18 protein-coding genes, 1 tRNA gene, 1 rRNA gene and 2 pseudogenes are annotated in these 21121 nt (G+C 43.5%); 6 read left to right on the top strand and 16 right to left on the bottom strand.

Annotation, left to right across the window (positions count from 1 at the left end):
* Positions 1-24 precede the first annotated feature (24 nt).
* From metH to EWV66_RS07350, 4 genes are all read right to left on the bottom strand, one after another.
* Complete coding sequence (gene metH, locus EWV66_RS07365; RefSeq protein WP_072924599.1) at positions 25-3588, bottom strand: methionine synthase; 3564 nt, start codon at positions 3586-3588, stop codon at positions 25-27.
* Between the two features lie 129 nt (positions 3589-3717).
* Positions 3718-4872 (bottom strand): SpoIID/LytB domain-containing protein, encoded by a 1155-nt coding sequence (locus EWV66_RS07360; protein WP_072924596.1) that lies wholly within the window; start codon positions 4870-4872, stop codon positions 3718-3720.
* 229 nt (positions 4873-5101) lie between these two features.
* Complete coding sequence (locus tag EWV66_RS07355; protein ID WP_287107111.1) at positions 5102-5722, bottom strand: type I restriction endonuclease; 621 nt, start codon at positions 5720-5722, stop codon at positions 5102-5104.
* Positions 5723-6165: 443 nt separating this feature from the next.
* Positions 6166-6663, bottom strand: a complete 498-nt coding sequence (locus EWV66_RS07350; protein WP_159293251.1) for a DUF29 domain-containing protein — start codon at positions 6661-6663, stop codon at positions 6166-6168.
* A 312-nt stretch (positions 6664-6975) separates the two neighbouring features.
* Between EWV66_RS07350 and EWV66_RS07345 the strand changes: the two genes are divergently transcribed.
* The 3 genes from EWV66_RS07345 (at position 6976) to EWV66_RS07335 (ending at position 8303) form a co-directional block, all read left to right on the top strand.
* Complete coding sequence (locus EWV66_RS07345; RefSeq protein ID WP_287107110.1) at positions 6976-7284, top strand: hypothetical protein; 309 nt, start codon at positions 6976-6978, stop codon at positions 7282-7284.
* Positions 7285-7389: 105 nt separating this feature from the next.
* Positions 7390-7833, top strand: a complete 444-nt coding sequence (locus tag EWV66_RS07340) for a toll/interleukin-1 receptor domain-containing protein (RefSeq protein WP_002735722.1) — start codon at positions 7390-7392, stop codon at positions 7831-7833.
* Between the two features lie 29 nt (positions 7834-7862).
* Positions 7863-8303: a toll/interleukin-1 receptor domain-containing protein gene (locus EWV66_RS07335; protein ID WP_287115928.1), complete on the top strand. Its 441-nt coding sequence runs from the start codon at positions 7863-7865 to the stop codon at positions 8301-8303.
* 125 nt (positions 8304-8428) lie between these two features.
* Here EWV66_RS07335 and EWV66_RS07330 read toward each other — a convergent pair whose 3' ends face one another.
* From EWV66_RS07330 to EWV66_RS07310, 5 genes and pseudogenes are all read right to left on the bottom strand, one after another.
* Complete coding sequence (locus EWV66_RS07330) at positions 8429-8662, bottom strand: DUF2283 domain-containing protein (RefSeq protein WP_002736855.1); 234 nt, start codon at positions 8660-8662, stop codon at positions 8429-8431.
* A gap of 387 nt (positions 8663-9049) precedes the next feature.
* Positions 9050-9295: pseudogene (locus EWV66_RS07325) on the bottom strand (hypothetical protein); the annotation flags it as partial.
* A 7-nt stretch (positions 9296-9302) separates the two neighbouring features.
* Positions 9303-9851 carry a hypothetical protein gene (locus EWV66_RS07320; protein ID WP_147069308.1) on the bottom strand — a complete coding sequence of 183 codons (549 nt, stop codon included), beginning with the start codon at positions 9849-9851 and terminating at the stop codon, positions 9303-9305.
* Positions 9852-9927: 76 nt separating this feature from the next.
* The gene (locus EWV66_RS07315; protein ID WP_016517162.1) at positions 9928-10284 is read right to left on the bottom strand and encodes a hypothetical protein; all 357 of its coding nucleotides are present in this window, start codon (positions 10282-10284) and stop codon (positions 9928-9930) included.
* A gap of 194 nt (positions 10285-10478) precedes the next feature.
* A pseudogene (locus EWV66_RS07310) lies at positions 10479-11924 on the bottom strand (CHAT domain-containing protein); the annotation flags it as partial.
* 83 nt (positions 11925-12007) lie between these two features.
* Here EWV66_RS07310 and EWV66_RS07305 point away from each other — a divergent pair.
* Together EWV66_RS07305 and mrdA are read left to right on the top strand one after the other, a co-directional pair.
* The gene (locus tag EWV66_RS07305; RefSeq protein ID WP_287107109.1) at positions 12008-13117 is read left to right on the top strand and encodes an S-(hydroxymethyl)glutathione dehydrogenase/class III alcohol dehydrogenase; all 1110 of its coding nucleotides are present in this window, start codon (positions 12008-12010) and stop codon (positions 13115-13117) included.
* Positions 13118-13698: 581 nt separating this feature from the next.
* On the top strand, positions 13699-15573 hold the full coding sequence (gene mrdA / locus EWV66_RS07300; protein WP_052277649.1) for a penicillin-binding protein 2: 1875 nt from the start codon (positions 13699-13701) through the stop codon (positions 15571-15573).
* Here the strand turns inward: mrdA and EWV66_RS07295 are convergent.
* From EWV66_RS07295 to EWV66_RS07270, 6 genes are all read right to left on the bottom strand, one after another.
* Positions 15570-16376, bottom strand: coding sequence for a radical SAM protein (locus EWV66_RS07295; RefSeq protein WP_287107108.1), 807 nt, complete (start codon positions 16374-16376; stop codon positions 15570-15572). The two genes, mrdA and EWV66_RS07295, sit on opposite strands and share 4 nt — an antisense overlap.
* Before the next feature lie 19 nt (positions 16377-16395).
* A tRNA-Ser gene (locus EWV66_RS07290) sits at positions 16396-16487 on the bottom strand.
* Between the two features lie 61 nt (positions 16488-16548).
* A complete protein-coding gene (locus EWV66_RS07285; protein WP_052277650.1) occupies positions 16549-17268 on the bottom strand; it encodes a DevA family ABC transporter ATP-binding protein in 720 nt (239 codons plus the stop codon).
* 18 nt (positions 17269-17286) lie between these two features.
* The gene (gene devC / locus EWV66_RS07280; protein WP_052278532.1) at positions 17287-18459 is read right to left on the bottom strand and encodes an ABC transporter permease DevC; all 1173 of its coding nucleotides are present in this window, start codon (positions 18457-18459) and stop codon (positions 17287-17289) included.
* A 124-nt stretch (positions 18460-18583) separates the two neighbouring features.
* Positions 18584-19867 (bottom strand): HlyD family efflux transporter periplasmic adaptor subunit, encoded by a 1284-nt coding sequence (locus EWV66_RS07275; protein WP_287107107.1) that lies wholly within the window; start codon positions 19865-19867, stop codon positions 18584-18586.
* 30 nt (positions 19868-19897) lie between these two features.
* A complete protein-coding gene (locus tag EWV66_RS07270; protein ID WP_052277652.1) occupies positions 19898-20470 on the bottom strand; it encodes a TetR/AcrR family transcriptional regulator in 573 nt (190 codons plus the stop codon).
* Positions 20471-20605: 135 nt separating this feature from the next.
* On the opposite strand from EWV66_RS07270, the gene EWV66_RS07265 reads away from it, so the two are divergent.
* The gene (locus tag EWV66_RS07265) at positions 20606-20896 is read left to right on the top strand and encodes a DUF2288 domain-containing protein (protein ID WP_052277653.1); all 291 of its coding nucleotides are present in this window, start codon (positions 20606-20608) and stop codon (positions 20894-20896) included.
* A 50-nt stretch (positions 20897-20946) separates the two neighbouring features.
* Here the strand turns inward: EWV66_RS07265 and rrf are convergent.
* Positions 20947-21064: ribosomal RNA gene (gene rrf, locus EWV66_RS07260) — 5S ribosomal RNA — on the bottom strand.
* Positions 21065-21121 lie beyond the last annotated feature (57 nt).

Raw genomic sequence — 21121 nt, 5'->3', positions numbered from 1 at the left:
TGATAACTGATAACTGATAACTGATTAGGTACTAAAGTATTTAGCGGTGGGGTGATAGGTGATAATGGCGGTGGTGGATTGTTCTGGGTACAATTGTTCGCTTTCGTCCATAGACATCCCAATGCGATCGCATCCTAACAGATCTAGTTGCTTGTATTGGTCCTGAATATTGGGACAAGCGGGATAGCCGAAACTATAGCGAGAACCCCGGTAACGCTGTTGCAGTATATCGCGGATATTATCGGGATCGAACTCTGCGAAACCTAACTCGCGACGGATGCGGGTGTGGGTCCATTCGGCCATGGCTTCGGCGGTTTGCACAGCCATGCCGTGATAATAGAGGTATTCGGTATATTCGTTGGCATCAAAGAGAGATTTAGCGTATTCCGTGGCGATTTCCCCCACTGTCACCGCTTGCATCGGGAAAACGTCGATAATCCCGGATTCCTGCGGGGCGAAAAAGTCAGCAATACAGAGACGACGACCAGATTTCTGGCGAGGAAACTCAAAAATGGCACTCGGTTGCAGATTTTCGGGTTTTTCGCCCGCTTGTATCGATTCGGGATCGTAAATTAAGAGGGAATTACCGGACGACTGACAGGGAAAATAACCATAAATTAATGTGGGGTTTAGTAAATTTTCCTTGACAATTTTCTCTTTCCATGCTGTTAGAATTGGATGAACTTTTTCCTGTAAAAACTGGTCGTATTCTTGCTTGGATTGGCTTTGTGGTTTGCGAAATTGCCATTGACCGACAAATAAAGCTTGTAGGTCTAAATACCAGAAAACCTCCTCGATGGGAATTTCTGCTGCTGTTAATATTTTAGTACCCCAGAAGGGCGGTGTTGGTCGGGGAATATCAACTGCCACCGCTTCGGACCGACGGGTATCAATAACTAATTCTTTGTCCACGCTGCCATCGGTAAAAATAGTATCGGGATTAACCTTTAATTCTTCGGCAACAACCGGGCTTTTTTCTGCCTCGGCAAACTCCGCTAAAAAGCCTTTACTATCATCCCATTGACCCCCAGCTTTAGCGGGCATTAATTTATCCATAAAATGCAGGTCAGAGAAGGCATCTTTACCATAGATAACCTGTCCCTTGTAGGTTTTTTGACAGTCATCATGGACAAATTTGGGAGTTAAAGCTGCCCCGCCAAGGATAACAGGAACGGTGATTCCTTTTTCGTTAAAAACCTCCAGATTTTCCTTCATAAAAGCCGTCGATTTCACCAATAAACCGCTCATAGCGATACAATCGGCTTTATGTTCTTTGTAGGCTTCGATGATATTTTCTACGGGTTGTTTAATGCCCAAATTAATCACCTTATAGCCGTTATTTGTCAAGATAATATCAACTAAATTTTTACCAATATCGTGAACATCCCCTTTAACCGTTGCGATAATAAAAGTCCCTTTGGCATTATTATCCCCCTCTTTTTTCTCCATAAATGGTTCTAAAAAAGCAACAGCTGCTTTCATAGTTTGGGCAGATTGGAGAACAAAAGGTAACTGCATTTGTCCTGAACCAAATAACTCACCCACTACCTTCATCCCATCCAAGAGGAAAATATTAATAATATCTAGGGGTGGATAGTCCTGTAAAGCTTGATTCAAAGCGTCTTCCAGTCCCAATCTTTCCCCATCAATAATATGCTGTTTTAAGCGTTCCTCCACGGGTAAATTAGCATTACTAGAGGGGTCTTTTTTAGTGGTTTTTCCCGCAAATAATTCGGTTAATTTGGTCAGGGGATCATAAACACATATATCGCCATCAAAACGACGATTATCATAGATTAAATCCCGACAAATTTGCTGATATTCTGGTTCAATTTTTGCCAAAGGAAGAATCTTATTAGCGCTGACAATTGCCCCATCCATTCCCACCTGCATCGCTTCGTGGAGGAAGACGGAATTTAATACCTGACGCGCTGCCGGATTCAACCCAAAAGAGATATTAGACACACCTAAAAGAATGTGACATTCGGGCAGTTCTTGGCGAATTCGGCGCATTGCTTCGATAGTAGCCTTGCCATTTTCTCGGTCTTCTTCGATACCAGTAGAAATCGGTAAAGCTAGAGGATCAAAAAAGATTTCGTAGGGAGGAATTCCGTATTCTATCGCCCCATAATAGGCCCGTTTAGCTATCTGGAATTTTTTCTCGGCAGTGCGTCCCATTCCTTCTTCATCAATGGTTCCAATTACTACCCCTGCGCCGTATTTTTTCGCTAAATCCAAGACTTGATAAAAACGCGGTTCCCCGTCTTCGTAGTTAGTAGAGTTGAGGATACATTTACCCCCCGCTACTTTTAACCCCGCTTCCATTTTTTCCCATTCGGTGGAATCTAACATTAAAGGTAGGGTGACATTATTAACTAAACGAGAGGCTAATTGGTGCATATCGCGCACCCCATCCCGGCCCACATAATCGACGTTGACATCGAGAATATGCGCCCCTTCTTTTACCTGCGCTTTCGCCATCGATACTAAACTATCCCAGTCTTCAGCATTGAGCAGTTCCCGACATTTTTTAGAACCACTGGCGTTTAATTTTTCCCCGACAATGAGGAAAGAATTATCTTGAATATAGGGTTGGGTACTATAAATAGAGGCGGCGGAGGGTTCATAATGATAATGACGAGATTTCGGAGTTAAACCCTGACTTAGTTCCGCTAAAGCTTGAATATGGTCGGGACGAGTACCACAACAACCGCCAATAATTTGTACTCCCAAATCTTCGATAAAGTGCATTAAAGCCATTTTTAATTCTACGGGAGTGAGGCGATAATGCGCTTGACCGCCGACATTTTCCGGTAAACCAGCATTAGGAATACAAGAAACAATAAAAGGGGAATTTTCCGAGAGATATTTAATATGGGGTTTCATTAAATCGGGACCAGTGGCGCAGTTAAGTCCCAAAATATCAATTTTATAGGGTTGTAAAATAGAGACAACGGCGTTAATTTCCGTTCCTACTAACATCGTTCCCATGGTTTCCATCGTCACCGAAACCATTAGGGGCAATCGTTGACCTTTTTTCTGAAATACTTCTTCAATAGCATTTAAAGCCGCTTTAATTTGCAGGACATCCTGACAGGTTTCTACTAATAATAAATCTGCTCCGCCATCATACAGACCCTCTACCTGTTCCACATAGGCATTTTTGAGCCTATCAAAGTCAATATGACCCAAAGTGGGCAGTTTTGTCCCCGGCCCCATGGAACCCGCCACAAAACGGGGTTTTTCGGGAGTAGAGTATTTATTAGCGCAAGCTTTGGCCAGTTCGGCGGCACTTTTGTTGAGATAATAGGCTTGATCGGCTAAATCGTACTCGGCTAAAACTATCGAGGTTCCCCCGAAGGTGTCGGTTTCAATCACATCCGCACCCACTGCTAAAAAGGCTTCGTGGACTTTGGCTACGGCGCTAGGTTTCGTATGGACAAGATACTCGTTACACCCTTCGTATTCTGCCCCACCAAAGTCCTCGGCCGTCAGATTTTGGCTTTGTAGGGAAGTTCCCATCGCTCCATCAAAGACGAGGACGGGATGCTTGGGACCGTTGAGGTAGTCAAGAAAGGGGCTATTCATAGAGAGATTTACTGCTATAGCATTTTGAAAGTTTATTGTAATACGGTTACTAGAAATCTGCCATTCGGCATTTCAGTGATCAGTTATCAGTGATCAGATTTGAGTTTTCAGTCGAGAAAGCCAATCAATCTAATTTTGTAGAACTAGACGAGCTAAACCAACTCCGGGATAATAATTACCGAGAATTTGTTGATAATCTAGGCCTTTTTCCGCTAATTTATAAGCTCCAGTTTGACTCATACCGCGACCACCGTGGGCCCAAGCGACAATTTCATCCGTGGCGGCATAAAGAGACTCGACTACACCCCCTTTATAGCTGAGAATCTGCCCAGCAGTGGCATTAACCGCCTGGTGAGTCGATTGATACTCCGAGCGAATGCCTTTATATACCTGCCAGCGTTGGGTATTGCCCAGATGAAACCAAGCATTAGCGGGGCGGATCATGTGTACTAGGGCGTAGGAACGAGCGGCGATCGCCTGTGCCTTTAAAGCGTGCATTGGCGCAGTGGAGTGCATTTCACTACCCACTACACTATAGAGATAGGCCTCTAAATTAACATGATTGACCACTAACAAGCGATCGCCTTGGGCAACAAGCAGCACTTTGCCCCGATACCAACCATCATCCACATAAACTAAACCATCGGCACTGGTGGGCTGCACAAAAATCACCTCTGGCAGCGATAAATCGCCCATTTTTAAGCCATTGGCACTGGCAATCACCGGTAAACCCTCGTTAGTGGCAATCGTTTTTAAACCACGACCTTGACGGTCGGTGATCACCGCCGGCCCGTTAACTCCAATCAAAACACTGGCCACATCCCTTTTAATCGCTACGCGAATTTCTAGGACCGGCGGCGTATAATTAGCGGGAACCGCTAAAGGTTGTCTAGTTACCGGTTTGGCCGCGGCAGCGGGGGAAGTATTAGGAGAAGACTGAGGAAAGGGTGCTAATTTTTTCGGTGCGGAGAGGGAAGACTGAGGAGAGGGTGCTGATTTTGGAATCGCAGAAGATTGGGGAGAGGGGGATAGTTTCGGTGATGGCGCGGTTAAGGGGGCGATCGGAGATGGGATAATAGGAGCAGGGGAGGCAGCAGTCTCTAGATTTGCCTGCGCTTGCGGGGTTTCTGGTTTTTCCTTGGCTAAATAAGTTAAGAGAATTGGCGTAAAAGTGGCGATCGACAACAAAGGAACGGCACAATGACGCAGCAGGGAAAAATAGGTACTAGCAGCAAATTTCACTTTAATCACACCATCTTTAATTTTCTTATCTAACTTTATCATTCCCCTCTCAGGCCGGGCAATTCTAGAGAAAAAATCTCGTATTCTTGAGCTTGTTAGGACAAATCAGGCTGAAATAGTCAAGAAAAGCCGAAAAAATCCTGATAATTTTTATTTATGCTTACTGATTTGTTCCTTGCAGAGCCAATTATACAACAGAGGGAAATAGGAGAGTAACGATTCTGCTGGAGTTATCAACAGTCGTAAAATTAGGTACTGATTATCTTGATACTCAAATTAGTTGACAGAGATGTTTAAGGATTTTGAGAACTTCATATAAATCCCCCGGATTTCTCATGGCAAATAAACGAGAGGTTCCGTATAAAGGTTTACCGTCCCATAATAATTTAACAAATAAAAACTCGGAACCATTGGTCAACATTCCATAATTAGGACGGTTGGGATGAGGATTGACCATTAAATAAGCTAATAATTGCGGTAAACCTGCTTCAACGGAATAAATAACCCGTTTTGATTCAATAATCATTACCCATAATTGCTCTTTTAGAATTAAAGTATCTAACCTTCCCTTAATTATTAAATCTTGATCTTCTGTAATAATTTCAACGGAATCTTCTGCTTTAATATGAAAAGGAAATAGATAAAAGTTACCAATAAATAATAATGGATCTAAAACCGTCATCCTCACCGAAGTTTCCAAAAAGGGAGGATAATTCAATAAGTTAAAATAACCTGTTTTGATTTTATCTAACAATTCTTTTTCTTGGTCAGAGATTGCTTCTAAGTCTTGCTGCCATTCCCCAAAAAAATGCTCATCTTCTATAAACTCTAGTTGAAAATGACTAATTAAATCTCTGAGGGTGACTTCTTTTGCTTGTAAAATTTGAACCATATTTACCTCCTTAATTAAGATTTATGTTAATGGTAATTTGCTATTTTTAATTGAATTTACCTAAATTTTTAACCAAGCAAAATATCCGTTACTGACAGGGTTAACTGCTCTAAATCAGAGAGAACAGTTAAGGATATGGTCTTGTTTTGTTTACCTGCACATCGCTTCGGTTAGCATCGTTCAGGTTTTTATCAGCTGCTTTCGCTCTTCCTACATCATCCAGATTAGCCATCGTCTTCTCCTTAATTTAGAGTACATGAAAGGTTCACTTTGCTATGATTTATCCAAGAGATTTATTGAGATATAAGTAGTTAGGTGTTAAAAACTTTATTCCCCCCTTATTTCCCAGGGAAGGGGGGTTAGGTCATTCGGGCGATTTTTCATGTTGGCAAGGTCATATTCTGGTTTCATGGTTTTATTATCGATAATGTTTACTTTCGTTTTTACCCGTAAAAGTCCTCATTTAGAATCTGTTCAGGTGTGAAAGGACAAGCGAGGGGATACTCACTTTCTTGGGGAATACGAATACCAAATTGAGCGCGTTTACCCTGTTTGATGGCGACTTTACGAGCGCTGGAATAGGCTTGTGTGATGGAGATTAAGAGATAAGATTTAAGAGAGGGAGTCTTAAGTAAATCATCTTGAACGCGCTGGCGATGCTCATCTACTGAATTATACCAACTTGCTTTCATTGTCTCAGGAGCATCATGCTGTATCTTTAATTTGAGTAAGTGAATCAACAAGACCATTAAGTTGCTCTCTAAGGCGCGTTTCTCTGACTTACCCAAATCTTTTAACTCCTCAATTAAGTTTTCTATATCCAGTTGTTCAAACTGTCGATTCTGTAATTGATGAATAGTTTGCTCAATCCACAACTGAATATCTTGTTCGTAAAGTGTTGTGGGATTTTCTTGAATGTCCGATTGTTTTAATAAGTTCATTTGGCTTTGATTAAGTTAACGGTAGATGAATAATTTGGTCTTCATATTTATTATTATACTTGATCATTACCAGATATTGCGATCGCATTGGATTCTTAATTATTGACCTCTCCCCTGAACCCTATCCTACAAGGAAAGGGGAGAGAATTTAGCGAAGAGAGTGCAACTACAAACTGGGTTTGTTGTTAAGGCTCCAGCCCGAACAAGTTTAACCTGTTTTCTTTAGATAGTGAGAAGCTAAATGGACATAACCCTATTGCCCAAATTGGGTAACTTATCTAGAATAAGTATATGAAGAGAGGAGGAGACGTGATGGAGTATCAGAATTTTTCGCTCATTAAAGAAGATATTCAGGCTGATGCTTGGGGACGGATTAGCCTTGGGACTCAATGTAGCAACCGTCACTATCGGATACTGATGAATACAAGCGGGGAACTCCTCCTGGTTCCCATGGTTGCGATTCTGGGGGGAGAACTATGGGCTTTTCAGAATCCTAGGGTCCGCGAGTCGCTCAAACGGGGACTCGCAGAAGCCCGCACGGGAGATTTCGCTGAAGAAACAGTCGATTTAGGCGCTATGCTTAAGTTAGCTGAATCTATTCCTGATGAAGTCGAGGAGTAAATGAGTTTCTCTAGCGACTAAAAACGCTATACTCTTAGTAAATTGTCAGCAGATTATGAATAAATCAGTTGAATTAATTTAAATATCGAGGAAGCTAGAAAGAATATGAAAGTTTTTATTAGTCATGCCTTTACTGAGGCTAAGTTAGCTAAGAGAGTTGCTGATTCTCTCAAAGAAGATGGCTTTCAAGTTTGGGATGCTGCTGAAATGTTACCCGGGGAAAACTGGGCTAATAACATAGGTAAAGCCTTACAAGAATCTGAAGCAATGATAGTCTTATTAACACCAGAATCACTGAAGCCTTTTAATGTTGTTTCTGATATTAGTTATGCAATTGGAGAAGAAAAGTATCAAGGTCGTATCATTCCTGTTATTGTCTCTTCCTCAGATAATTCAAACCTAGAACATATTCCTTGGATTCTCAAAAAATTTCCAATGATTTTCGTCCCTAATCTTGAACAAGACAATCAAGAATTGAAAGAAATTACACAGGCACTTAAAAATACGACAAGCTCCGACGGACTGACTCATGAGATACACCACTTTTAGATTTGGCTTGTCTCATCCCAAGCTATGCTTTGTCTAATTTTAACTATAGGTATGAGATGATTCCCCAAGAAGCTTTTCTTTCCCATTCTAGCAAAAATCGAGAGTTTGTCTCTCATTTGGCCAATGAATTACGCCGTCATGGAGTTCCCGTTTGGTATAGTGAAACTAATATTTTAGGCGCACAGCAATGGCATGATGAAATTGGGAAAGCTTTGAGGCGATGTGATTGGTTTATTATCGTTCTCTCTCCTGATGCGGTCGATTCTATGTGGGTAAAGCGAGAACTAATTTTTACTTTACAAGATCAGCGTTTTGAAGATAAAATTTTGCCAATTCTCTATCAACCTTGTGAATATACAAAACTTTCTTGGGTCTTACCTAGCTTCCAAATTATTAATTTTAATGATAATTTTGAAGAAGGATGCCGAGATTTGCTTCGTGTCTTTGGCTTGGGTTATATCTATATCTAGTGGTAGTTTGTAGCGTAACAAACCAATATGTGATCTGGTAATTAATCGATATGTTGATGGAGTTGTTGACGAATATTTGCAGACATAAGCTAAGTTGTTTTAATGATTTACTCAATCTGATTACACTAAACTGCCAAGCGGAGATTGGCGATGAGGGGAAGTTGGAGTTCGTTGTTTTCTTGTAGTCTTTGGGAGAAAAAAAGGATTTCTAGGTTTTCTATTTCTTCGGTTTTTGGGTTGACTCTCACGATAATATCATCTCCTAATTCTTCGGATTCTTGTTCGGTATAGGGAGCGCATTTGTTAATATAGAGAATGTCTCCAGTGGGGTCATATTTAATAATTAGGTTTGCTGCCATTCGGCTCTTCTAGGTTCTGTGTGATAAGTTTAACTTACTATATGATCGATCGATCTTTGTGTCCTTTGTGTCTTTGTGGTTCGTTCCACTCCCTCGCTAGGAGGAATGTATCTTAGAATACATTTTACCCACCAAATCCAAGAGAGCCGCCATTCGATTTGTCCTCCTGTTATAGCGCTACGCGCAAGTCAGAAATCAAAAGTACAACCTGAGAGGGTTTCGGAGATTGTAAATATCCTAACAGCCTTGGCGGTTGTCATAATTATACTAACCTCAAGCCTCAAAGGAATTACTCAACAGCTTCATCGCCGAACACTTCGAGATCCCAAGACAAACCAATATTTCCCCCGTAGGGGCGCAATGCTTGCGCCCAAACAATGATTGCGCTCAAACAATCCCTGCGCCCAAAACCCATTCTAACCCTCCATCCAGCAAACCCCGCACCTCCTCAACCCCAATCCCCAAAACAGAAGCAATACCGACAACAATCTCCTCATCTTGCGTTTGCTGATAAAGAGCAACAAGACTAGGCAAAGAAAAGGTTTGTACGCTGTAACCATCGTTAAATTCTGCAAAAATTTGTAAGGCTTGCAGGTAATAACTTTTGGCTTGGCTCAATTCCCCAACTCCTTTTAGTAAGCTACTTTTCTTTGGCAACGGCGTAACCTGCTCCAAACCCTCCAAGAGCAGAAATACCTGCTAGAACAACCTTTTCAGACAAATCTCTATCTTTAGTGACACCCGCATAAACAAATACAACAGCCACAAGAGCTAAAATTGCTCCCATGCCCCATCTCTTGGTGTTCTCGCTAATTTTGCTTTTCTCAAACTCTCTCTGATTTTCTTTTTCTGAGTTCTCAATGATTTGAGTAATGTGTTCAGACTTGAGTTGTTTTACCAGAGGAGAACTCTGCCGAGAACCCCCCTGCATTGCCATAAATGATAGACCAGTCACAATTTGCTTCTTTTCCTTGGGTGGCAATTCTTCAAGAACTTCCGGGGGCAATATATCTTCTATAGATGGAGATAACAAATCATCATCGTCATCATCATCTTGTTTCTGGTTTTGCATATTTGAGCTTTTCCCTTGCTGTTCATCTCCTACAGGAGAAGATACATTTCCTTTACCCTCTTCATTTTCAGATGTGGAGTTAATTTCCTGTTCTTCTTGTGATTGCTCAGATACCATACTTTTAATCAATTGCTCAACAAAATGTTACTTCTAATCAACCAAGAATATTGTGGGTTAGGATATCTAGTTTTTCTTACAAAAACCAACGAAGACTAGCTTTTTCAAGATAAAGCTCATATTTCTTCAAGGCTTTTGCCAATTTTGACTCCACCAGCCTCTCAGCATAAGATTCGGCAGCTTGAGTAACCAGAGATATATAAGCAGATTTACTAATTTCGCCTGTAGTATATAAGCGACTAGAATAAGACAAAAAGCCTTTCAAGAAATGCTTATCTATCTCCTCAATCTTGACAGATTCATTGTCAGACAAAGACTCTAGGTGTTGGCGAAAAACCTCTCCCTGCTTAAGCAAGTCATAATATGCGAGTCTTGACTGAGCCTCGCAGGACACTTTTTCTAACAATAATTTCCTTTTGTCTTCAGAAGACATAATGATCCCTCTCATTCTCGCTAGGTTCTTTTGTACTAAAGAACTGTTTAGTGACAGTAATTCTTATTTTAACACCTCAAGGCCATTCGTGACAACTTAAGGCTGTGACTCTTTTGTCAAGGGGCTTTGAGGATAAGGTGACTAGAGTTTAGATGCTACCAATCAGGCGATCACTACCAACTGCGTGCCAATACAAAATAGAAAATACGGGTCGCCCAGTTGGTTTTCTGCCACCATTCTCGTAGATAATTGAGTAAAGTAGTTTTTCCTGTCCCTCCCATTCCTTTGAGTAAAAGGATATTATGTTTCAGCAGCGCCTTTTCCATCTTGAGAATTTCTAAATCCCTGCCGACAAAGCCGTATTCTGGTAAAGGAAAGACATATTGATTGCCGATATGTTCCCAGTATTTTTCCTCCTCTTCTGGAGTAAATGGACGCAAATTGAGATTAATTTTACCGCGACAATAAATCACCGGTAATAACCAATCTTCTAAATCTATTATCGTATTATAATAGGCGCGGCGTTGCTTATTATTGAATAACTCTAACCGTCCCTTTCGCATCGCTTCCGTTAGGTCTTTTCCGTTCAATAATTGCTGATAAATTGGTTTCATCATCAACTTAGCTGCAGAAACCGTCACCGAATATCCCATCGCCACCAATGCTTGCATTCCCGCAGTCATCAAACGACTTCCTAAACTGGTTTCCCGATAGTCTTCTGATTCCTGGGAAATTTGCTTTGCTGACTGACAAGCATTGAGAATACAAATAGGGATATTTTTCCCGGTGAGTAAATTCGCTAATTCCGTCGCTTCTACCGGAGTCGCTTGACCTTTTTCTTCTCCTTCCAGAAACAGAAAAGCTTTTACTCCCTCATATTCTGCTAAATCCTCCAGTCCCCATCCCCTTTGATAGCGCCAAGAATCCCCGTGAACCTGTCTTTGGTACTGTTCATATTCCATTAATCCGCCATGAACATCGAAATGAATAACATGATAGTATCCTTCTCCCTTCTCATCCAGATGTCTGGTTAGTGATTCATAAGTTCCGGGACGCAATATATCAATTTTTACCGGTATTTCACTACTATTTACCAGTTCTACCAAAGGACGGGAAATCGTGCGATAGTTAACATCAGATTCCTCATTAGGACGCGCAATCACCACCAGAAGATTGATAGTAGGATAAGTGGCCATTTGCACCGGGACAACTGTAGCCCCTCGACGCTGACGGGAGATGATACAATCTATAGAAAAGGGACGCGGTAAATCAGGATCTTTCAGCGCTTCCCAATGTAAAGCTTGAAATTCTGGCGACTGACTTTCGATGATAATTTGCAGTTGACTTAACTGCTTTCGTAAGTCTCGATATTCCCCATAAGCATTTAAATTACTCTGGAAAACCTGTTTAAATAGGTTTTCGCCATAGTTTTGGACACTGTTGGCGGCTTTTTGCGCCTTATCCGTGTCTAGGGTGGGAAATACTAACCATTCCTCAAAGTACCATTCTAGGTCTTTTTCTTCTTGGTTAGTAAAGGGGTCAGTAACCGTAATTGGGTAGCTGTTACCGCTATCAAAATTGAGAGTAGCAGTAAAGCCACCATCGTTAATTCCTTCTTCGCGGATGGTGAGGACTAACATAGAGATAAGTTTAGAATTGTTCTATTACAACTCTTCAGCAGTTTAACGGTATTATACTGGAAAAAACCTATTGCTTTGAGCCTATGGATGTTCGAGCGGCAGTTGCCCTAGAAGCGGGAAAACCCCTAACTATTGAAACGGTACAATTAGCACCACCGCAAGCGGGGGAAGTGTTAGTAGAAATCAAAGCCACGGGAGTTTGTCACACCGATGCCTATACTCTCTCTGGGGCCGATCCTGAAGGCTTATTTCCCTCAATTTTAGGCCATGAAGGGGCCGGAATCGTGGTAGAAGTGGGAAAAGGTGTCACTAGCTTAAAAGTGGGTGATCCTGTGATTCCCCTATACATTCCCGAATGTCGTCAGTGCGAATACTGTCTCAGCTTTAAAACCAATCTCTGTCAAGCAATTCGTCTTACCCAAGGTCGGGGAGTAATGCCGGATGGAACCAGTCGTTTTTCCCTCGATGGTCAGCCTCTTTATCACTACATGGGAACCTCGACTTTTGCTAACTATACCGTACTGCCGGAGATTTCCCTAGCCAAGATTCGCCCCGATGCTCCCTTTGAAAAAGTCTGTTATATCGGCTGCGGAGTCACTACAGGTATCGGTGCGGTGATTAATACCGCTAAAGTGGAACCGGGGGCAAAAGTGGTGGTTTTTGGTCTGGGAGGTATCGGTTTAAATGTTATTCAAGGGGCCCGTTTGGTGGGGGCCGATATGATTGTCGGGGTCGATATCAATCCCCAGAAACAAGCTTTAGCGACCAAATTCGGGATGACTCATTTTGTTAATCCCCAAGAAATTGAGGGGGATTTAGTGACCTATCTGGTGGATTTAACTAAGGGTGGGGCCGATTATAGTTTTGAGTGTATCGGCAATGTCCAGATTATGCGTCAAGCTTTGGAATGTTGCCATAAGGGTTGGGGTGTTGCCACTATTATCGGTGTAGCTGGGGCCGGCCAAGAAATTAGTACCCGTCCTTTTCAATTAGTCACCGGACGGGTCTGGAAAGGTACGGCTTTTGGTGGAGCGAGAGGTCGTACAGATGTACCAAAAATAGTCGATTGGTACATGGAGGGCAAGATTAACATTGATGATTTAATCACCCACGTTCTACCTCTGGCAAGGATTAACGAGGCCTTTGACCTGATGCGCCAAGGGGATTCTATCCGCAGTGTGATTACCTTTTGAGCATAGTTAAGAAATACTTGACAAACTCTTAACTGTATGTGTGCGCCAGTTTTCTGGCTCTCTTTAACTTACTATAGAAGCGATCAATCTTTGTGTCCTCTGTGTCTGGAGTGGTTCCTTCCACTCCCAGTATTTACACTTATTTTGTTAAGATATATTGTGGATACCCTGAACTTTAGTCAAGAGAGGAGCTAAATCACCTAGTATTGCGTCTTTTTCAGTGAACAGTAAACAGTGAAAAGACATCAGGAAAGTGCTATTTAAAACTACTCACTTAGAACTCAAATCTGATACGGGACTTGCGCTTTGATAATGTACCTTTTGGGCGAACGCAGTTCGCCCCTACATTGTGGACAAAATCCGTTACTGTAGGGGCGCAAAGCTTGCGCCCTCCGATCGATCAGGTTTGCTGATCACCCTAAGTAGGGCGAGAGCCTTCGAGATGTTAGGGACTTGCGCTTTGATAATGTGCCATCTGGCTGGTCTAATTCTTCTACAGAGCGATTTTCTGGCTGGGATATTATTCCCACGCAAGTCCCTAACTGATGACTAATAACTTTTAAATTTTTAACTTTAAGCAAATGCGTAATAGCGGACTCCTCTCAAAAACCAAAGTCAAACTGAAACGGAAAAAAACGCTCACCTCGCCGACGCGGCCAGCGCCGAATAAATTACAGAATAAAATCAAAGATAAGGAGCGTCTAGTCGGTCGTCAGCGTCAGTCATGGCTAATTATGGGATTAATTAGCCTTGTCCTGCTAGGAGGAGTCGGCTCGCGCTTGGCCTATTTACAACTGCAGCAAGGACAAATTAACCGAGAAAGGGCAGAAAATAACCGGATTCGCATTCTTCCTAAACCTCCGGTCCGGGGCAACTTATTCGATCGCAATGGCAAAGTTTTGGCCACGGCCCGCTTAACCCATGCGGCCTATATTTGGCCCAAATCCCAGCGTAATCCCGCCCAAAAACTCAATCTTGACCGTTTAGCCAGTATTTTAGGCATTCCCAGAAGCGACCTAGAAAAACGCATTAACGAAGCGGACGAAAACCCCTCCACCCTGATCCGGATTGCTAGGGGTTTAACTCCGTCCCAAATTATCGCCCTAGAGGAATACAAAGACGAATTAACCGGCATTGAAGTGGACGTGGAATCAGTGCGCTACTATCCCAATGGTAAAATCGGGGCGCATATTCTCGGTTATACTGGGGAACTAACCCCAGAGGAATATCAAGCCAAAAGACCCCAGGGCTACCGATTGGGAGATGTCGTCGGTAAAATGGGTGTAGAAGCCGCCTACGAGTCAAAATTGCGGGGAGAATGGGGGGGAATGCAGTTAGAGGTCAACGGATCGGGACAAGTAATCCAAATTCTCGGCCAAAAAATTGCTAAACCGGGGCAAGATGTCACCCTGACACTAGATTTAAAACTCCAAAAAGCCGCCGAGGCCGCTTTAGGAAAACGCAAAGGTGCGATCGTGGCGATCGATCCCCGGGATGGTTCTGTGCGGGCCATGGTCAGTTATCCTAGTTTTGATCCTAATGTTTTCTCGGCCCCAATTACCACCGCCACTTGGAAAAAACTACAAGCGGAGGGCAACCCGTTTGTTAACCGCGCTCTCCAAGGATTCCCCCCCGCTTCTACCTTTAAAGTCGTCACTGCCACTGCTGGCATGGAATCGGGTAAATTTCCCCCCAATACGGTCTTAAATACCTTTGCTGCCCTCTATGTGGGGGGGACAGCTTTCGGGGAATGGAATCGCGCTGGTTTTGGTCCGATGGGTTTTGTCCGGGCCATGGCCATGAGTAGTAACACTTTTCACGGTCAAATAGGTCGCGGGGTGGGGGGACCGACTTTAATTGCCATAGCCCGGCGCTACGGTTTCGGTCAGAAAACCGGGATAGAATTAGCGGAAGAAACTCCGGGGTTAATTGCCGATCGCGATTGGAAACTGCGTAATTTTAAAAACTGGGATTGGTCCGTAGGCGATACGATTAATATGTCGATCGGTCAAGGATTTACCCTCGCGACTCCCCTACAGGTAGCTGTGATGTTTGCCGTCCCCGCTAACGGGGGTTTTTTGGTGAAACCCCACCTTTTACAGGATGCCCGCAATGTTAAGGAATGGCGCAAGTCTTTGAACATGAAACCTAGCACCCTAGACACCCTGAGAAAGTCCCTGAGAGCCGTGGTAGCGGAAGGAACGGGGCGGTCCCTATCGGACCCCGCTTTACCGCCTGTAGCGGGCAAAAGCGGCACGGCAGAAGCACCTCCGGGCAAGTCCCACGCTTGGTTTGGAGCTTTCGCCCCCTTCGACAAGCCCGAAATTGTTGTGGTCGCCTTTGCGGAACATTCCGGCGGTGGTGGTGGTAAAGTGGCCGCACCTATGGTACGTCAGGTAATGGAGGCTTATTTTAATGTGAAGCCGAAAGAAGAAAAACCCCGGCCGAAGCCTTAGAGACCTGTGGCGGTAAGTGGCACACAGCGTACGGTAATTCCCGTGGCCGTGGCCATTTTTTGCGCCCAAATTGCCAATATTTCAGCGTTTACGGGTTTGAGAATTTGCATTCCGTCGGCAGCGGTGAGGGGATTATTACCGCGGGTTTCTAATTGTCTTTGTCTGGCCCGGGGACGGGTCGGGGTGTTAAGCTGAATTTCATCCGGTTGTAGCTGTTGCATCAAATCGATATACTGGTCTTGCTCTTGGGGCGACCAAGAGGACAGCACCATGGTTTGAATTGCTAGTTTTCCCGACCATTCTTGGCGAAATTGTCTTAATCCCGACCAACAACTCTGCCAATCCAGGCCGGGGACTGGACGGTTAACCCGTCGCCATTGGGACTCGGAAACAGCATCGATTTTAGCGGCGACGATATCAGCTTTGCTCAAGTCTTGACGCACTCGGGCATCTCCCAAGAGGGTACTATTGGTTAAGACTGCCACCGGCCGCCTGGTCATTTCCTTGACGGTGGCCAGTATTTCCCCTAAATTGAGGGCGAGGGTGGGTTCCCCGCTACCACTGAGAGTGACTATATCCACGTCCCAAGGGGCAAAAGTGCTTAAATCCCTGCTAATTTGTTCGCTAGTGATAAAAATTCTTCGATGCTCGGTTTTTTGCTCAATTTCTCCTAACTGACAGTAGGCACAGTTAAAGGAACAGGTGGAAACTAAACCAATCGGATCGATACCCAAGGAACTGCCGAAACGCCAAGAGGCAACCGGACCATATACGGAGCAGAAATAATCCTGGGGAGCAGTCATCGAACCTACCCAAAAAATACGGAGAGGGAGGGATTCGAACCCTCGGTACGGTCTTACGATTCGTACAACAGATTAGCAATCTGCCGCATTCGACCACTCTGCCACCTCTCCAAGATGACATTATTTTAGTCTAACATGAAAGGCCGATTTTTGGCAAGTAATTTTTGGGCAGTTAATCCCCTAAACGACCATCCTCCATATTGACAATGCGATCGGCGATGTCGAGAATCCGGTTATCGTGGGTGACAAGTAAAATCGTGCAACCTTGTTCTTTGGCCAATTTCTGCATGATTTCCACCACATCGCGCCCGGATTGTTTATCTAAGGCCGCGGTCGGTTCATCAGCGAGGACTAATTTGGGATGACTGACGAGGGCGCGAGCGATCGCAACCCGTTGTTTTTGTCCCCCTGATAGATCATGGGGATAGTAATCAACGCGGTTGCCTAAACCGACTGACTCCAGAATTGCCGCCGCTTTTTGATCGAGATCTTGTTCTAAAAACTCCTCGTGCAGTTCCAAAGACATCCTAACGTTTTGTTTCGCTGTGAGGAATTTTAGTAAATTATGTGCTTGAAAAATATAGCCAATTTGTCGGCGAATTTTCAGCATTTTGCCCTTACCAATTCCTAACATTTCTTGGCCGAGAATTTTTAAACTGCCCGCTTGTGTCGATCGCAAACCTCCCATTAAACTTAATAAAGTAGTTTTCCCCGATCCCGAAGGACCGGTCATAATTACTACTTCCCCCGCTTTAATTTCCAGATCGATATCGTATAAAACCTGTTTTCTTAATTCCCCCGTGCCAAAATAGTGATTTAAGCCTTTAATGGCAATTACGGGTTCATTAGGGCTAAAATAGACTAATTCTCGCTCTTTTTGAAAAATCCGCATTATTTCACCCTTGATAGTTTAAAAAATATCGGCTGGATCTGCTGTCCTTAATTTGCCCATGGCGACAATTCCAGAGGCAATACACATAATAATTGTCAGGATTAAAACTTCGATCGCCCTAGCGGTAGTCATCACTATGGGTAAAAGTGTAGCGGAGGAAGCGAGATTATAAACACCGAGAGAGACGATAAACCCGGGTATATACCCCAAAACCGCTAGTAATAAGGCTTCTTGCATCAAAACCCCGACTAAATACCAATCACCGTAACCCATAGCTTTTAGGGTAGCGTATTCGGGTAAGTGATCGGTGACATCGGAATAGAGAATTTGATAGACAATGACGATACCGACGATAAAACCCACTACTGTACCTAAACCAAAGATAAAACCAATGGCTGTACTATTAGCCCAATAGGTTTTTTCCCTTTCAGCAAATTCTTCTAAAGTAAGGACTATTACTTCATTTTTAGGGAAAAGTGCCTGTAAATTGCCCTTAACTGCTTCGATATTTGCCCCTGGTTGCAGTTTCACCAGTCCTATATCGATTTCGTGGGGTTGACGTTCGGGAAAGAGCCTTAAAAAGGTAGAATCACTGCTAATGACGTTACTATCGGCAGCAAAGGAGGCACCAAGGGTAAAAATTCCCGCTACCTGTACCTCTTTTTTATTTAACTGAACTGTCAAATCGGGGTTTTTCTGGAGTAAATCGGCAATTGGACCGAATTCTGGTCTTCCTGCCTGATCGTACAAGACGCGATTTAACATCTTCAGATCACTGGATTTTTGATTAACTTCCGGGAGGGTAAAAACCCGTTGACTGGGATCAAAACCAAAGACTAAAGTAGTTCTTTCTAGGGCAGTTTCGGGATTGCGCCACTGGGCCGAAGCAATATAAACTGAGGCTAAAGATTGAATGCCCTCGACTCTTTGAGCTTGGTACAAGCGATCGCGTGAAAAACTTTTCACGGCAAAGAGGGTATCGAATTGGGGATTAATCAGGACTAAATCCGCATTGAGGACATAATGGGGTTTAACGGAAGCATCAAATAAGGCATCCCGAAACCCCAACTGTGTGAAAATTAGGAAGTCAGCAAAAGCAATCCCGGCAATAGCCACAATCAAACGGGTTTTCTCTCGCGTCACCTGTAACCAAGATAGGGGCGTTTTTTTGAATAGATGGGTTAGTTTCATTGGGTGTTGGGGTTTTGGGGTTTTGGGGTTTTGGGGTGTTGGGGTGTTGGGGTGTTGGGGTGTTGGGGTTTTAGTTGAAATTCCCCACTTCCCCACTTCCCCACTTCCCCACTTCCCGTAAAACCTACTCATTGATAGTTACAGTTACTTGGGAATTGGTTAAACCTGCCACTTTTTGACTGTTTTTGCGATCTAAGGCAATGCGGACAGAGATAACTTTGCGATCAAAGTTTTCTCCCGGTTGATTGCTGAAGATATTTTGTTGGTCAACTTTTAAAGCAATTAAGCGCACTTTTCCGCTAACTTCGCCCTTAAACGCCGATCCAGTAATCGTGGCAGTTTGTCCCTTGCGAATTTTCCCGATATCGCTTTGATAGATTTCGGCAATTACCTCCATGCGATCGGTTTCAGCGAGGTCAACAATTCCTTGATCGCTGATTTGTTCCCCGATACGGGTATTGACTTTAATCACTTTGCCGGTAATTGGCGATCGAATATAAGCCTGATTTAACTCGGTTTGGGCTTTTTTAACGGCAACTAGGGCAGCATTTACCTCCGCTTCGGCTGCCTGCACATCGACTCCCCGCACTTCTGAGACTTGATTTAAAGTGGATCTGGCCTCTTTGATCTGCTGTTGACCGGTGGATTCAATCCGGGCTAGGGTAGTCTTGGCTTCTTGTATCTGTTGTTTACCGGTGCTTTCAATTCTCTCTAGGGTAACTTTTGCTTCTGTTAATTGTTGATTACTGGTTTCTAAATTCAGTCTTTTACTATCAAAACTAGAGGCGGAAATTGCCCCTTCTTGATAGAGTTTTTCGTAGCGATCGAATTCAGCTTTGGCATTGCGATATTCTGCTTCTAATTTAGCAATTGTCGCTTTTTGGGCAGCCCTATCCCCTTCTAATTGCGCTGTTAATCTTTGGATAGTTGTCCGTTGGGTTGCTTGATCCCCTACCCATTGTGCCTGGATTTTCCGCACGTTAGCGGCATTAGCATCGATTTCTCCGACTTTTGCCCCAGCTTTCACCTGTTCTAGTTTGGCTGCGGCTACTTTCACCTGTTCTTGTGCCTGTCGCAGGTTATCCTCTAATCTTTCCTGACTTTCGAGAATGGCGATTATTTGTCCCTTTTTGACGCTATCGCCTTCATCCACTAATAATTGCATGACTCGATCGGAATCAAGCAACATCGGGGCAGATATGCTGATAATTTCTGTCCTCGGTTCAATTCTGCCTAAAGCGGTGATTTTTTGCGGTGCGGGTGACGGAATTACAGGGGTTTTGGTTTCGGGTTTGCTGGCGAATTGGGAAAGACTATAAAAGGTGGTTATTCCTAATAATCCTGTGCCTAATAATATTAACCCGATCATTAACTTTTGATTTGGTTTCACAAAAGTTTTACCTTTCATATTTTTTAGTTAATAAGTGATTTTTGGGGATTAACAGTTTTTCTGCAAATAAGTAGTAAGAATTTTACCTAATAATTCCATTTGTTCATCGATCACAATCTGTTCATTGCACCACAGGCGCTCTAATATCAGTCCATTAATAACGCTGACAACTAACCAAGCTACACTCGGATCGCTAATACCTAAAATCTCGATTACTGCCTTATGATAGCGGCGATCAACGCGCTCAAAAAGTTGACTACGACTCAGTTCTTCTCGTCCTTGGTATTGAGAATAATCAATCCATAAGAATAATTGTTTGATACAGGAATCCTCGCGATTAGTCATAAATTTTCCGAGAATTTTTAGCTTTTCTATCAGGGTTTTTCCTCGATCGATCTCGACTTTAGCTAATAAAACATCCTCTCGGCACATCTCCTCGACTAATTGCTCGAAAAGTGCCGCTTTACTGGGAAAGTAGTGGTACAGCGTTCCCGTGGACACTCCCAATCCTTGCGCTAATTCTCTCGTCGTCATGTCAGCGTAGCCTTTCTCGGCAAAGAGTTCGGCACTTTTTAAGAGGAGTTCTTTTCGGTATTGTTCTACATCCACTATCTTAGGCATAAGTTTAATATCGAACGTTCGTTATATTTTAGCTTAACATTACTATGAATGGGGAAATCGGCTGTCCCTTTGCCTGTATGCTAGAAAGAGGAGCTAATTCGTTATTGAGCGAGCTTTTTCGCAAGGATTGACAGTATGGGTAATATTCACGAGCAGTTATTAGAGGAATTAGCCGAAGTGGAGTGGAGTGACTTGATCCCCCATGCTCAAAGGGATGCGCTGATCGTGGTTTCGGATTCCCTCAATTTAATCGAAGTGGCAGAAGCGATCGCTGGTGATCGGGTTGCTCAAGTGCAGAATTGGATCGGGGAAAAACTACTAGAAAAACCGACACAAGAGCAATTAAGCGATTGGAATTCCCATCCCGATAACCTTTTTAATACACTAATCGTGCAACCTTTTGTGTTAATTCAGGCCATAGCTTAGATAAAACCAAACCCCCCAATCTTGTCGGATTGAGGGGTAGGAAAGAATAATCCTGGCATCGAGCTATTGTCCCGGTCGGCAACCCGACAAGTATCTTGGCCACGGCGAAGTTTCACAACCGAGTTCGGGATGGAATCGGAGTGGTGCCATCACGTTAAAGACACCAGGAAGGGTAGAACCCTCAAGACTGCAAAAGCTAGGGAAAAAGTGTTGAAAGAAGAATCA

Origin of the sequence: Microcystis sp. M_OC_Ca_00000000_C217Col (genome assembly GCF_007095585.1) — a bacterium.
Taxonomy (GTDB): domain Bacteria; phylum Cyanobacteriota; class Cyanobacteriia; order Cyanobacteriales; family Microcystaceae; genus Microcystis; species Microcystis panniformis.
The sequence above is the reverse complement of the archived record's forward strand: the minus strand, read 5'-3'. Positions and strand labels throughout refer to the sequence as shown.